The organism is Methylobacterium endophyticum, assembly GCF_050591105.1.
GTDB lineage: Bacteria > Pseudomonadota > Alphaproteobacteria > Rhizobiales > Beijerinckiaceae > Methylobacterium.
Genome location: NZ_JBNHES010000006.1, coordinates 170,998 through 184,452, shown reverse-complemented (window position 1 = coordinate 184,452; position 13,455 = coordinate 170,998). Strand labels below are relative to the sequence as shown.

Genomic DNA, 13,455 nt, shown 5'->3' with positions numbered 1-13,455 from the left:
GGCACGGTCCGAGCGGGGAGGGGCGGGGCCTCCCGATTCGTTTGAGACGGCCAGCGGCGCCCCGGCAGGGCGCTGCGCCGAACGGAATCAGTACGGCGGCCCTGGCGCGGGGCTCGACCGTCGAGCAAGGAGCGGATCATGAACCAAGAGGTCATGAACCTTTTCAACCAGCAGGCCCAGCCGCAGAGCTTCGACCAGATCAAGATCTCGATCTCTTCGCCCGAGAAGATTCTGTCCTGGTCCTACGGCGAGATCAAGAAGCCCGAGACGATCAACTACCGGACCTTCAAGCCCGAGCGCGACGGCCTGTTCTGCGCCCGCATCTTCGGGCCCATCAAGGACTATGAGTGCTTGTGCGGGAAGTACAAGCGCATGAAGTACAAGGGCGTCATCTGTGAGAAGTGCGGCGTCGAGGTCACGCTGGCGCGCGTCCGGCGCGACCGCATGGGCCATATCGAGCTGGCCGCCCCCGTCGCGCATATCTGGTTCCTGAAGTCGCTGCCGAGCCGCATCGGCCTGCTGCTCGACATGCCCCTCAAGGATCTCGAGCGGATCCTCTATTTCGAATCCTACTGCGTCATCGAGCCGGGCCTCACCCCCCTGAAGGAGCGTCAGCTCCTCTCGGAGGAGGAGTACCTGCGCGCGCAGGAGGAGTATGGCGAGGACTCGTTCACCGCGATGATCGGCGCCGAGGCGATCCGGCGCATCCTCCAGGAGCTCGACCTCGACGGCATCGCCGACGCGCTGCGCGAGGAGATCGCCACCACGACCTCCGAGCTGAAGCCGAAGAAGCTCCTCAAGCGCCTGAAGATCATCGAGGCCTTCCAGATGTCGGGCAACAAGCCCGAGTGGATGATCCTCACCGTGGTGCCGGTGATCCCGCCGGACCTGCGCCCGCTCGTCCCGCTGGACGGCGGCCGCTTCGCCACGTCCGACCTCAACGATCTCTACCGCCGCGTCATCAACCGCAACAACCGCCTCAAGCGGCTGATCGAGCTGCGCGCGCCGGACATCATCATCCGCAACGAGAAGCGCATGCTTCAGGAGGCGGTGGACGCGCTGTTCGATAACGGCCGCCGCGGCCGCGTCATCACGGGCGCCAACAAGCGCCCGCTGAAGTCGCTTGCCGACATGCTGAAGGGCAAGCAGGGCCGCTTCCGCCAGAACCTGCTCGGCAAGCGCGTCGACTATTCCGGCCGCTCGGTCATCGTGGTCGGCCCCGAGCTGAAGCTGCACCAGTGCGGCCTGCCGAAGAAGATGGCGCTGGAGCTGTTCAAGCCCTTCATCTACGCGCGCCTCGACGCCAAGGGTTTCTCGGCCACCGTCAAGCAGGCCAAGAAGCTGGTCGAGAAGGAGAAGCCCGAGGTCTGGGACATCCTGGACGAGGTCATCCGCGAGCATCCGGTGATGCTCAACCGCGCCCCGACCCTGCACCGCCTCGGCATCCAGGCCTTCGAGCCCAAGCTGATCGAGGGCAAGGCGATCCAGCTTCATCCGCTGGTCTGCGCTGCCTTCAACGCCGACTTCGACGGCGACCAGATGGCCGTGCACGTCCCGCTGAGCCTCGAGGCTCAGCTCGAGGCGCGCGTGCTGATGATGTCGACGAACAACATCCTGCACCCGGCCAACGGTCAGCCGATCATCGTGCCCTCGCAGGACATCGTGCTCGGCCTCTACTACCTGTCGATCGTCGGTGAGGGTCTCGTCGGCGCCTTCGACGCGACCAACAAGACCAACCCGATGCAGGGCGTCTACGGCAATATCGGCGAGCTCGAGCACGCGCTGGCCGCCGGCGCGGTCAAGCTGCATTCCAAGATCAAGTGGCGCTGGAAGGGCATCGGTCCCGACGGCGAGCCGCTGACCAAGACCTACGACACGACCCCCGGCCGCGTGATCCTCTCGGGCGCGCTGCCGCTGCACCGGAACGTGCCCTTCGATGTCGTCAACAAGCTGATGACCAAGAAGGAGATCTCGGGGATGATCGACACCGTCTACCGCCACTGCGGTCAGAAGGAGTCGGTGATCTTCTGCGACCGGATCATGGCGCTCGGCTTCAACCACGCCTTCAAGGCGGGCATCTCCTTCGGCAAGGACGACATGGTCGTGCCGGAGAACAAGTGGTCCATCGTCGACGACACGCGCGCGCTGGTGAAGGACTACGAGCAGCAGTACAACGACGGTCTGATCACCCAGGGTGAGAAGTACAACAAGGTCGTCGATGCCTGGGCCAAGTGCTCCGACAAGCTCGCCGCCGAGATGATGGGCCGTATCTCCTCTGTCCGCAAGGACGAGAACGGGGCCGACAAGCAGGTCAACTCGATCTACATGATGAGCCACTCCGGTGCGCGCGGCTCGCCGGCGCAGATGAAGCAGCTCGCCGCCATGCGCGGCCTCATGGCCAAGCCCTCGGGCGAGATCATCGAGACGCCGATCATCTCGAACTTCAAGGAAGGTCTCGACGTTCTCGAGTACTTCAACTCCACCCACGGCGCTCGTAAGGGCCTCGCGGACACGGCGCTGAAGACCGCGAACTCGGGCTACCTGACCCGCCGTCTCGTGGACGTGGCGCAGGACGCCGTCATCCGCGAGGTGGATTGCGGCACGACGAGCGGCATCAAGATGCGCGCCATCATCGATGCCGGCCAGGTCGTGGCGACGCTCGCGATCCGCATTCTCGGCCGCGCCACGGCGGAGGATCTCGTCGCCCAGGACGGCACGGTCATCGTCAAGACCGGCGAGACCATCGAGGAGCGGCACCTGCCCGCCATCCAGGCGGCCGGCATCCAGGAGGTGAAGATCCGCTCCGTGCTCGTCTGCGCGACGAAGAGCGGCGTCTGCGCCACCTGCTACGGGCGCGACCTCGCCCGCGGCACGCCCGTCAACATGGGCGAGGCGGTCGGCGTCATCGCGGCGCAGTCCATCGGCGAGCCGGGCACCCAGCTCACCATGCGCACCTTCCACATCGGCGGCGCCGCCCAGATCGCCGACTCGTCCTTCATCGAGTCGGGCTTCGAGGGCACCATCAAGATCCGCAACCGGGCCATGGCCCGGAACACGGACGGCGATCTCGTCGCCCTCGGCCGCAACGTGGCCGTGGTGGTGGTGGGATCGGACGGGGCCGAGCGCGCCGTCCACCGCCTCCAGTACGGTGCCCGCGTGAAGGTCGACGAGGGCGACACGGTGAAGCGCGGCCAGCGCATCGCCGAGTGGGACCCCTACACCCGCCCGATCCTCACGGAATCGGACGGCGTGGTGGCCTACGAGGACCTCTACGACGGCCAGTCGATGACCGAGACCACCGACGAGTCGACCGGCATCGCCAAGCGCGTCGTCATCGACTGGCGCGGCTCGCCGCGCACGTCGGACCTCAAGCCGGCGATGGTCATCCACGACGCGAGCGGCAAGCCGATCAAGCTGCCGCGCGGCTCGGAGGCGCGCTACTTCCTGCCGGTGGACGCCATCATCGGCTACGATCCGGGCGCCAAGGTGAAGGCCGGCGACATCCTCGCCCGCGTCTCCACGGACTCCGCCAAGACCCGCGACATCACCGGCGGTCTGCCGCGGGTGGCGGAGCTGTTCGAGGCGCGTCGTCCCAAGGACGCGGCGATCATCGCCGAGAAGTCGGGCTCGATCGCCTTCGGACGCGACTACAAGAACAAGCGCCGCTTGACGCTGACGCCGCATGACGGTTCGGAGGCTGTCGAGTACCTGATCCCGAAGGGCAAGCACATCCACCTTCAGGACGGGGATGTGGTCGAGCTCGGCGACTACATCGTCGACGGCAACCCGGCGCCGCACGACATCCTGGCAATCAAGGGCGTGGAGGAACTCGCGGCCTACCTCGTCAACGAGATCCAGGAGGTCTACCGGCTCCAGGGCGTGTCGATCAACGATAAGCACATCGAGGTCATCGTCCGGCAGATGCTGCAGAAGGTCGAAGTCACCGACGGCGGCGATTCCGACATCATCTCGGGCGATCAGATCGACCGCACGGAGTTCGCGGAGATCAACGAGAAGCTCGTCTCGGAAGGCAAGAAGCCGATCCAGGGCGTGCCGGTCCTGCTCGGCATCACCAAGGCGTCGTTGCAGACCAAGTCGTTCATCTCGGCGGCCTCCTTCCAGGAGACGACCCGCGTCCTCACGGAAGCGGCCGTCAACGGCAAGGTCGACCACCTCGAAGGGCTCAAGGAGAACGTCATCGTCGGCTCGCTCATCCCGGCCGGCACGGGCTCGCTGGCCGCCGACATCCGGGCAGTGGCGCGCCGGCGCGATTCGCTCATCCTGCAACAGAAGCAGGCCGAGAGCGGCGCGCAGACCCTGGAAGAGTTGCCCCCGGCCGCCGCCGAGTAAGGCGACCGGCGGGATCGAGACGTTTTGGGAGGGCGGCCGCTTCGGCCGCCCTTCTTCGTTCGCAGGATCGATGTCGCGGCCAAGGTCCCAGGTTCGGGCCGGAGCAATACGCGAGCATTGACGGGCCCACCGCCCTCGAAGACAGTCACGCTTCGGCAGGTCCCGATGATATCGGGCGACGTACGGGCGGGCGGCGATGCGCGGAAAAGTTCTCGACATCGCGGACGCGGCGAAGCCGGGCCTGATCTCGGGCGAGGACAACCAGCGCTATCGCTACACCCTGACGGACCTTCGTAGCGCAGCGCCGCGCACCGGCCAGGAGGTCGATTTCGAACCCTCCGGCACCGATGCGCGCGACGTCTACGCCATCGGCCTGACCCTGCCCGCCGTCACGATCCCCGAGCGCGACTGGGTCTCCTTCTATCTGAGCCCGACCGGACGGATCTCGCGCCGGGACTACTGGCTCTACGGCGTGCTCGCGATCTTCGCGTCGAGCCTGCTCGTCGGCTGGATCCCGATCCTCGGGCAGATCTTCACCCTGGCGACCTCCTGGGCGGGCATCGCCATCGCGTTCAAGCGCTGCCACGATGTCGGCCGCTCCGGCTGGTGGCTGTTCCTGCCCCTCGTTCCGGCCGCGATCGCCGTCATCGGGGGAATCATCGCCGGCGCCTCCAACAACGCGGTGCCGGGAATCGCGATGGCCACGGTCTTCGGACTGATCTGGCTCGGGCTCAGCGTCTGGCTGATCTTCGCTGTTCTCATCCGCCGGGGGGACGAGGGACCGAAGCGTTTCGGGCCCGCGCCCGCCGCAACCCCATTATGACGGTCCTCCGGCCGAAGAATATCCTGCGATAGCATTGACGAGGCGGAGATCGCCGCGTAGACACGCGCCACTTCGGCGGTTCGCTGATCCCCGACGACATCGAGCATTGCTCGTCCGGTTCGTCGGTCCGGCCCCGAGGCTCACATAGCCTGACACCATGTCAGACAATCGGTACGAACGCATTCCTCGGGATGTGCTCCTCTGCCAGAAGCGCCACGGGCCCTGACCGGCTCCTGGCGCATATTCGTTTTGCGGCGCTGCGCGGAGGTTTCTCCGGGTGAGCCGAGGGTTCGAAAACCGGATTCGCGATCGCCTCGCGGCGGTCCATGAGGAAGAGGGCAGAGAATGCCGACGATCAACCAGCTGATCGCTCAGCCGCGCAAGGCGCAGAAGAGCCGCAACAAGGTTCCGGCCCTGGACGCTTGCCCGCAGAAGCGCGGCGTCTGCACCCGCGTCTACACCACGACCCCGAAGAAGCCGAACTCGGCGCTCCGCAAGGTCGCCAAGGTCCGTCTCACCAACGGCTTCGAGGTGATCGGCTACATCCCCGGCGAGGGCCACAACCTTCAGGAGCACTCCGTGGTGATGATCCGCGGCGGCCGCGTGAAGGACCTTCCGGGCGTGCGCTACCACATCCTGCGCGGCGTGCTCGACACGCAGGGCGTCAAGAACCGCAAGCAGCGCCGCTCCAAGTACGGCGCCAAGCGTCCGAAGTAAGTTTTTTCGGACGGCAGTACCAATTTCCACTGCCTCACAAGGATGTCGCCGGCTCTCCCTGGAGATGCTCGAGGCGGCCTGCGTGAGGTGCTTAAGTCCTTGTCTTTTGGAAGTCCCCGAAGATGTCCCGTCGCCATTCCGCCGAGAAGCGTGAGATCATCCCCGACGCCAAGTACGGCGATATCGTGCTGACGAAGTTCATGAACTCGATCATGTACGAGGGGAAGAAGTCTGTCGCCGAGCGCATCGTCTACGGCGCCTTCGACATCGTCGAGAACCGTGCCCGCGCGAACCCCATCGAGGTCTTCCGCGCCGCCCTCGACAACGTCGCCCCGGCGATCGAGGTCCGCTCCCGCCGCGTTGGCGGCGCGACCTACCAGGTCCCCGTCGAGGTTCGCACGGAGCGCCGTCAGGCGCTCGCCATCCGCTGGCTGATCCAGGCCGCCCGCTCGCGCAACGACCGCACCATGGTCGAGCGCCTGTCGGCCGAGCTGCTCGACGCGGCCAACAACCGCGGCAACGCCGTCAAGAAGCGGGAAGACACGCACCGGATGGCGGAAGCCAACCGCGCCTTCTCGCACTACCGCTGGTAAGCGGTTCGTCCGTCTCTTTCAGGAGCACGCGTTATGCCCCGCACGCACGCGATCGAGGACTACCGCAACTTCGGCATCATGGCCCACATCGATGCCGGCAAGACCACGACCACCGAGCGGATCCTCTACTACACCGGCAAGTCCCATAAGATCGGCGAGGTCCATGAGGGCGCCGCCACCATGGACTGGATGGAGCAGGAGCAGGAGCGCGGCATCACGATCACGTCCGCCGCGACGACGTGCTTCTGGCGCGAGAAGCGCCTGAACATCATCGACACCCCCGGCCACGTCGACTTCACCATCGAGGTCGAGCGCTCCCTGCGCGTGCTCGACGGCGCCGTCTGCGTGCTCGACGGCAACCAGGGCGTCGAGCCCCAGACCGAGACCGTCTGGCGTCAGGCCGACAAGTACGACGTGCCGCGTGTCGTGTTCGTCAACAAGATGGACAAGATCGGCGCCGACTTCTTCAAGTGCGTCCAGGACATCATCACCCGCGTCGCCGGCAAGCCGGTCTGCCTTCAGCTGCCGATCGGCGCCGAGAGCTCCTTCAAGGGCGTCATCGACCTCATCAAGATGAAGGCCATCGTCTGGTCGGGTGAGGCGCTCGGCGCCAACTACGACGAGGAAGAGATCCCGGCCGACCTCGCCGATCAGGCTGCGGAGTACCGCACCAAGATGATCGAGGCCTGCGTCGAGCTCGATGACGACGCCATGACCGCCTATCTCGACGGCGTCGAGCCGGACGAGGCGACCCTGCGCAAGCTGGTGCGCCGCGCCGTGCAGCTGCGCGCCTTCCATCCCGTGCTCTGCGGCTCGGCCTTCAAGAACAAGGGCGTCCAGCCGCTCCTCGACGCGGTGGTCGACTACCTGCCGTCCCCCGCCGACCGCGGCGAGATCAAGGGCCTCGACTTCAAGACCGAGGAAGAGATCGTCCGTCACCCGACGGATTCCGATCCCTTCTCCATGCTCGCCTTCAAGATCATGGACGACCCCCATGTCGGCACGATCACCTTCTGCCGCGTGTACTCGGGCAAGGTGGAGTCCGGCGCCAACGTGCTGAACTCCTCGCGCGACAAGAAGGAGCGCGTCGGCCGCATGCTCCTCATGCACGCCAACAACCGTGAGGACGTGAAGGAAGCCTTCGCCGGCGACATCGTGGCGCTGGCCGGTCTCAAGGAGACCCGCACCGGCGACACCCTGTCGGATCCGGTCAAGGCCGTGATCCTCGAGAAGATGGAGTTCCCCGAGCCCGTCATCGAGATCGCCGTCGAGCCGAAGTCGAAGGCCGACCAGGAGAAGCTCGGCATCGCGCTCTCGAAGCTCGCCGCGGAGGATCCGTCCTTCCGCGTCTCCACCGATCAGGAGTCCGGCCAGACCATCCTCAAGGGGATGGGCGAGCTCCATCTCGACATCAAGGTCGACATCCTGCGCCGCACCTACAAGGTCGACGCGAATATCGGCCAGCCGCAGGTCGCCTATCGCGAGAAGCTGACCAAGCGCACCGAGATCGACTACACCCATAAGAAGCAGACCGGTGGTACCGGCCAGTTCGCGCGGGTGAAGTTCGTGGTCGAGCCGAACGAGCCCGGCAAGGGCTTCGAGTTCGCCTCGAAGATCATCGGCGGCGCGGTGCCGAAGGAGTACATCCCCGGCGTCGAGAAGGGCCTCAACTCGGTGCTCGGCGCCGGCATCCTCGCCGGCTTCCCGGTGGTCGACATCAAGGTCGAGCTGATCGACGGCGCCTACCACGACGTCGACTCGTCCGCTCTGGCGTTCGAGATCGCCTCCCGCGCGGCCCTGCGCGAGGCGCTCCAGAAGGGCGGCTCGGTGCTGCTCGAGCCGGTGATGAAGGTCGAGGTCGTGTCGCCGGAAGAGTATACCGGCTCGGTCATCGGCGACCTGAACTCCCGCCGCGGCCAGATCCAGGGCCAGGACATGCGCGGCAATGCCAACGTCATCAACGCGATGGTGCCGCTGGCCAACATGTTCGGCTACGTGAACCAGCTGCGCTCCTTCTCGCAGGGACGCGCGAACTTCACGATGCAGTTCGACCATTACGAGGAAGTGCCGCGCGGCGAGGCCGACAAAGTCATCGCCAAGTACGCCTAAGGGCGACCGCAACATCCTCAACCGAAACATCTGACTGACGGAGGCTACCATGGCCAAAGAGAAGTTTTCGCGCACGAAGCCGCACTGCAACATTGGGACGATTGGGCACGTCGATCACGGGAAGACGTCCTTGACGGCTGCGATCACGAAGGTTCTTGCGGAGACGGGCGGGGCGACGTTCACGGCCTACGACCAGATCGACAAGGCTCCCGAGGAGAAGGCGCGCGGCATCACGATCTCGACGGCGCATGTCGAGTACGAGACCACGAACCGTCACTACGCGCATGTCGACTGCCCCGGCCACGCCGACTACGTGAAGAACATGATCACCGGCGCGGCGCAGATGGACGGCGCCATCCTGGTGGTGTCGGCGGCCGACGGCCCGATGCCGCAGACCCGCGAGCACATCCTGCTCGCCCGTCAGGTCGGCGTGCCGGCGCTGGTGGTGTTCCTCAACAAGGTCGACCTCGTGGACGACGAGGAGCTGCTCGAGCTCGTCGAGATGGAGGTGCGCGAGCTCCTCTCCAAGTACGACTTCCCCGGCGACGACATCCCGATCACCAAGGGCTCGGCCAAGGTGGCGCTGGACAACGGCGACAAGAAGGTCGGCCATGACGCCGTGCTGGCGCTGATGGCTAGCGTCGACGCCTACATCCCGCAGCCGGAGCGTCCCATCGACATGCCGTTCCTGATGCCCATCGAGGACGTGTTCTCGATCTCGGGCCGCGGCACGGTGGTGACGGGCCGCGTCGAGCGCGGCATCGTCAAGGTCGGCGAGACCGTCGAGATCGTCGGCATCCGCGACACCCAGACCACCACGGTCACGGGCGTCGAGATGTTCCGCAAGCTGCTCGACCAGGGCCAGGCCGGCGACAATGTCGGCGTGCTCCTGCGCGGCACCAAGCGCGAGGACGTCGAGCGCGGCCAGGTCGTGTGCAAGCCGGGCTCGGTCAAGCCCCACACCAAGTTCAAGGCCGAGGCCTACATCCTCACCAAGGAGGAGGGCGGCCGCCACACGCCGTTCTTCACCAACTACCGCCCGCAGTTCTACTTCCGCACCACCGACGTGACCGGCATCTGCACGCTGCCCGAGGGCACCGAGATGGTCATGCCCGGCGACAACGTCACCATGGACGTGGCCCTCATCGTCCCCGTCGCCATGGAGGAGAAGCTCCGCTTCGCCATCCGTGAGGGCGGCAGAACCGTCGGCGCCGGCGTCGTCGCCGCCATCAACGAGTAATTCCCGGACACACCATCCGTCAGGGGACGATTGAGGGGCGGGCCCTCGCGCCCGCCCTTCCACGTTCCCGTCGAGGTTTTCAGGTCATGAACGGTCAGAACATCCGCATTCGCCTCAAGGCGTTCGATCACCGCATCCTCGATGCGTCGACCCGTGAGATCGTCTCCACGGCCAAGCGCACCGGCGCCCAGATCCGTGGGCCCATCCCGCTGCCGACCCACATCGAGAAGTTCACCGTCAACCGCTCGCCGCACATCGACAAGAAGTCGCGCGAGCAGTTCGAGATGCGCACGCACAAGCGGGTGCTCGATATCGTCGACCCGACCCCCCAGACCGTGGACGCGCTGATGAAGCTCGACCTCGCCGCTGGCGTGGACGTGGAGATCAAGCTCTAAGTCCCGCCGGGATTTAGAGCTTACCGTTTCATCGCGCGAGGGAGAGACCTATGCGCTCAGGCGTCATCGCACGGAAGGTCGGCATGACCCGCGTCTTCACAGACGCAGGGGAACACGTGCCCGTCACAGTGCTCCAGATCGATCAGTGCCAAGTCGTGGCACACCGGACCATCGAGAAGAACGGCTACGTCGCGCTCCAGGTGGGCGTCGGCAAGGCCAAGGTGAAGAACGTCTCGGCCGCCGAGCGCGGTCGCTTCGCCATCGCCAAGGTCGAGCCGAAGCAGAAGCTCGCCGAGTTCCGGGTGAGCGAGGACAAGCTCATCCCGGTCGGCGCCGAGATCACCGCGGACCACTTCATCCCCGGTCAGTTCGTCGACGTGACGGGCACGACCACGGGTAAGGGCTTCGCCGGCGGCATCAAGCGCTGGAACTTCGGCGGTCTGCGCGCCACCCACGGCGTGTCCGTGTCGCACCGCTCGATCGGTTCGACCGGCGGCCGTCAGGATCCGGGCAAGACCTTCAAGAACAAGAAGATGCCCGGCCACATGGGCGTCGAGCGCGTGACCACGCAGAACCTGAAGGTCGTCCGCACCGATCCGGAGCGCGGCCTCATCCTGGTCGAGGGTGCCGTTCCCGGCGTCGCCGGCGGCTGGATCCAGGTCCGCGACGCGGTCAAGCGCAAGCTGCCCGCCGACGTTCCGCAGCCCGGCAAGTTCCGTGAGAACGGCGCCGCCGCGGCCCCCGAGGCTCCCGCTTCCGAGGAGAACGCGTGATGAAGCTCGATATCACCACGCTCGACGGCGAGGGCGCCGGCTCGGTCGAGCTCGACGAGGCCATCTTCGGCCTCGAGCCCCGTCCCGACCTGCTCCAGCGCATGGTCCGCTGGCAGCTCGCCAAGCGCCGCGCCGGCACCCATGCGGTCAAGAACCGCTCGGAGGTCGACCGTACGCGCAAGAAGCTCTACAAGCAGAAGGGCACCGGCAACGCCCGTCACGGCGCGGCCTCCGCTCCGCAGTTCCGCGGCGGCGGCCGGGCCTTCGGTCCGGTGGTGCGCGACCACGGCCACGACCTTCCCAAGAAGGTCCGCGCCCTGGCGCTGCGTCACGCCCTCTCGGCCAAGGCCAAGGACTCCACGCTCATCATCGTCGATGACGTGAAGATCACCGAGGCCAAGACCAAGGGTCTGGTCGAGCGCTTCGAGAAGCTCGGCTTCGTGAGCGCACTGATCATCGGCGGTGCCGAGGTCGACGTGAATTTCGGTCGCGCCGCCCGCAACATCCCGCAGATCGACGTGCTGCCCGTGCAGGGCATCAACGTCTACGACATCCTGCGCCGCGAGAAGCTGGTTCTCACCCGCGCGGCCGTCGAGGCGCTGGAGGCGCGTTTCAAATGAGTGCCGATCCGCGCCACTACGACATCATCGTCTCCCCGGTCATCACCGAGAAGGCGACGAACCTCACCGAGCAGAACAAGGTCGTCTTCCGGGTCGCCCCGACCGCGACCAAGCCGCAGATCAAGGAAGCGGTGGAGCGCCTGTTCGATGTCAAGGTGACGGGCGTGAACACGCTCGTGACCAAGGGAAAGAAGAAGATCTTCCGCGGCATGCGCGGGCAGCGTTCGGACGTGAAGAAGGCGATCGTCACCCTCGCCGAGGGCGACACGATCGACGTCACGACCGGCCTGTGAGATCTGACCGGGTTTAGGGAATTCAGCCGATGGCCTTGAAGACATTCAAACCGGTCACGCCGAGCCTTCGCCAGCTCGTGCTGGTCGATCGCCGCGAGCTCTACAAGGGCAAGCCGGTCAAGTCGCTGACGGAGGGCAAGTCGTCCTCCGGCGGCCGCAACAATCTCGGTCGCATCACCGTCCGCTTCCGCGGCGGCGGCCACAAGCGCTCGCTGCGCAACGTCGATTTCAAGCGGCGGATGCAGCCGGGCGTCGCCGCCAATGTCGAGCGGATCGAGTACGATCCGAACCGCACGGCGTTCATCGCGCTGATCGCCTTCCCCGATGGCACGCAGAGCTACATCCTGGCTCCGCAGCGCCTGTCGCCGGGCGACAAGGTGATCTCGGGCGACCAGGTCGATATCAAGCCGGGCAACGCGGGTCCGATCGGCAACATGCCGGTGGGCACGATCGTCCACAATGTCGAGCTGAAGATCGGCAAGGGCGGCGCGCTGGCGCGTTCGGCGGGCAACTACGCCCAGATCGTCGGCCGCGACCAGGGCTACGTGACGCTGCGCCTCAACTCGGGCGAGCAGCGCCTCGTGCACGGGCAGTGCTACGCCAGCGTCGGCGCGGTCTCGAACCCGGACCACATGAACATCTCGCTCGGCAAGGCCGGGCGCAACCGCTGGCTCGGAAAGCGTCCGCATAACCGCGGCGTCGCGATGAACCCGGTCGATCACCCGCACGGCGGCGGCGAGGGACGGACCTCGGGCGGCCGCAACCCGGTCACGCCCTGGGGCGTGCCCACGAAGGGGAAGAAGACCCGCTCCAACAAGCGGACCGACGTCTTCATCCTGTCCAGCCGCCACAACCGCAAGAAGTAACGATCATGGCACGCTCACTCTGGAAAGGGCCGTTCGTCGACGGCTACCTCTTCAAGAAGGCCGAGGCCGCGCGCGGTTCGTCGCGCTCCGAGGTCATCAAGATCTGGAGCCGCCGCTCCACGGTCCTGCCGCAGTTCGTCGGGCTGACGTTCGGCGTTCACAACGGACAGAAGCACATCCCGGTCTACGTTTCCGAGGAAATGGTCGGTCACAAGTTCGGCGAGTTCGCGCCGACCCGCACCTTCCACGGTCACGCGGCCGACAAGAAGGCGAAGAGGCGCTGACATGGGCAAGGCTGCCACCCCCCGCGCGCTCCCCGAGAACGAGGCGAAGGCCGTTGCGCGCATGCTGCGCATCAGCCCTCAGAAGCTCAATCTCGTGGCGGCGCTGATCCGCGGCAAGAAGGTCGAGACGGCGCTGGCCGATCTCGAATTCTCCCGCAAGCGCATCGCGCGCGAGGTCAAGAAGTGCCTCGAGAGCGCCATCGCGAACGCCGAGAACAACCACGAGCTCGATGTCGACGACCTCGTCGTCAGCCAGGCCTTCGTCGGCAAGGCGCTCGTGCTCAAGCGGTTCCACGCCCGCGCCCGCGGCCGCGGCGCCCGCATCCTGAAGCCCTTCTCGAACCTCACCATCGTGGTTCGCGAAGTCCCGACCGCCGAAGCGGCGTGAGGAG

The 13,455-nt window shown here is 66.2% G+C and carries 13 protein-coding genes; all 13 read left to right on the top strand.

Annotation, left to right across the window (positions count from 1 at the left end):
• Positions 1-138: 138 nt before the first annotated feature.
• Complete coding sequence (gene rpoC, locus ACP56T_RS09500; RefSeq protein WP_430911898.1) at positions 139-4,350, top strand: DNA-directed RNA polymerase subunit beta'; 4,212 nt, start codon at positions 139-141, stop codon at positions 4,348-4,350.
• 196 nt (positions 4,351-4,546) lie between these two features.
• Positions 4,547-5,173 carry a DUF805 domain-containing protein gene (locus ACP56T_RS09495; protein ID WP_430911897.1) on the top strand — a complete coding sequence of 209 codons (627 nt, stop codon included), beginning with the start codon at positions 4,547-4,549 and terminating at the stop codon, positions 5,171-5,173.
• A gap of 345 nt (positions 5,174-5,518) precedes the next feature.
• Positions 5,519-5,890, top strand: coding sequence for a 30S ribosomal protein S12 (gene rpsL / locus ACP56T_RS09490; protein ID WP_150966907.1), 372 nt, complete (start codon positions 5,519-5,521; stop codon positions 5,888-5,890).
• Positions 5,891-6,012: 122 nt separating this feature from the next.
• Positions 6,013-6,483: a 30S ribosomal protein S7 gene (gene rpsG / locus ACP56T_RS09485; RefSeq protein WP_430911896.1), complete on the top strand. Its 471-nt coding sequence runs from the start codon at positions 6,013-6,015 to the stop codon at positions 6,481-6,483.
• A 33-nt stretch (positions 6,484-6,516) separates the two neighbouring features.
• Entirely contained in the window at positions 6,517-8,592 is a 2,076-nt protein-coding gene (gene fusA, locus ACP56T_RS09480; RefSeq protein ID WP_430911895.1) for an elongation factor G, read from the top strand.
• A gap of 49 nt (positions 8,593-8,641) precedes the next feature.
• Complete coding sequence (gene tuf / locus ACP56T_RS09475) at positions 8,642-9,832, top strand: elongation factor Tu (RefSeq protein WP_430911894.1); 1,191 nt, start codon at positions 8,642-8,644, stop codon at positions 9,830-9,832.
• An 86-nt stretch (positions 9,833-9,918) separates the two neighbouring features.
• Positions 9,919-10,227, top strand: a complete 309-nt coding sequence (gene rpsJ, locus ACP56T_RS09470; RefSeq protein ID WP_109895582.1) for a 30S ribosomal protein S10 — start codon at positions 9,919-9,921, stop codon at positions 10,225-10,227.
• 50 nt (positions 10,228-10,277) lie between these two features.
• Positions 10,278-11,000, top strand: a complete 723-nt coding sequence (gene rplC, locus ACP56T_RS09465; RefSeq protein WP_430911893.1) for a 50S ribosomal protein L3 — start codon at positions 10,278-10,280, stop codon at positions 10,998-11,000.
• On the top strand, positions 11,000-11,620 hold the full coding sequence (rplD, locus tag ACP56T_RS09460; RefSeq protein WP_430911892.1) for a 50S ribosomal protein L4: 621 nt from the start codon (positions 11,000-11,002) through the stop codon (positions 11,618-11,620). The genes rplC and rplD overlap by 1 nt, the downstream gene beginning before the upstream one ends.
• The gene (locus ACP56T_RS09455; protein ID WP_430911891.1) at positions 11,617-11,913 is read left to right on the top strand and encodes a 50S ribosomal protein L23; all 297 of its coding nucleotides are present in this window, start codon (positions 11,617-11,619) and stop codon (positions 11,911-11,913) included. The genes rplD and ACP56T_RS09455 overlap by 4 nt, the downstream gene beginning before the upstream one ends.
• A gap of 29 nt (positions 11,914-11,942) precedes the next feature.
• The gene (gene rplB, locus ACP56T_RS09450; RefSeq protein WP_430911890.1) at positions 11,943-12,779 is read left to right on the top strand and encodes a 50S ribosomal protein L2; all 837 of its coding nucleotides are present in this window, start codon (positions 11,943-11,945) and stop codon (positions 12,777-12,779) included.
• A gap of 5 nt (positions 12,780-12,784) precedes the next feature.
• A complete protein-coding gene (gene rpsS / locus ACP56T_RS09445) occupies positions 12,785-13,063 on the top strand; it encodes a 30S ribosomal protein S19 (protein WP_430911889.1) in 279 nt (92 codons plus the stop codon).
• Between the two features lies 1 nt (position 13,064).
• Positions 13,065-13,451 carry a 50S ribosomal protein L22 gene (rplV, locus tag ACP56T_RS09440; protein WP_430911888.1) on the top strand — a complete coding sequence of 129 codons (387 nt, stop codon included), beginning with the start codon at positions 13,065-13,067 and terminating at the stop codon, positions 13,449-13,451.
• Positions 13,452-13,455: the final 4 nt, after the last annotated feature.

Coding starts and splice junctions, on each gene's coding strand:
- rpsG (WP_430911896.1), top strand. CDS start 6,013: ATGTCCCGTCGCCATTCCGCCGAGAAGCGTGAGATCATCCCCGACGCC.
- rpoC (WP_430911898.1), top strand. CDS start 139: ATGAACCAAGAGGTCATGAACCTTTTCAACCAGCAGGCCCAGCCGCAG.
- rplB (WP_430911890.1), top strand. CDS start 11,943: ATGGCCTTGAAGACATTCAAACCGGTCACGCCGAGCCTTCGCCAGCTC.
- fusA (WP_430911895.1), top strand. CDS start 6,517: ATGCCCCGCACGCACGCGATCGAGGACTACCGCAACTTCGGCATCATG.
- rpsS (WP_430911889.1), top strand. CDS start 12,785: ATGGCACGCTCACTCTGGAAAGGGCCGTTCGTCGACGGCTACCTCTTC.
- rplC (WP_430911893.1), top strand. CDS start 10,278: ATGCGCTCAGGCGTCATCGCACGGAAGGTCGGCATGACCCGCGTCTTC.
- rplD (WP_430911892.1), top strand. CDS start 11,000: ATGAAGCTCGATATCACCACGCTCGACGGCGAGGGCGCCGGCTCGGTC.
- ACP56T_RS09455 (WP_430911891.1), top strand. CDS start 11,617: ATGAGTGCCGATCCGCGCCACTACGACATCATCGTCTCCCCGGTCATC.
- tuf (WP_430911894.1), top strand. CDS start 8,642: ATGGCCAAAGAGAAGTTTTCGCGCACGAAGCCGCACTGCAACATTGGG.
- ACP56T_RS09495 (WP_430911897.1), top strand. CDS start 4,547: ATGCGCGGAAAAGTTCTCGACATCGCGGACGCGGCGAAGCCGGGCCTG.
- rpsJ (WP_109895582.1), top strand. CDS start 9,919: ATGAACGGTCAGAACATCCGCATTCGCCTCAAGGCGTTCGATCACCGC.
- rpsL (WP_150966907.1), top strand. CDS start 5,519: ATGCCGACGATCAACCAGCTGATCGCTCAGCCGCGCAAGGCGCAGAAG.
- rplV (WP_430911888.1), top strand. CDS start 13,065: ATGGGCAAGGCTGCCACCCCCCGCGCGCTCCCCGAGAACGAGGCGAAG.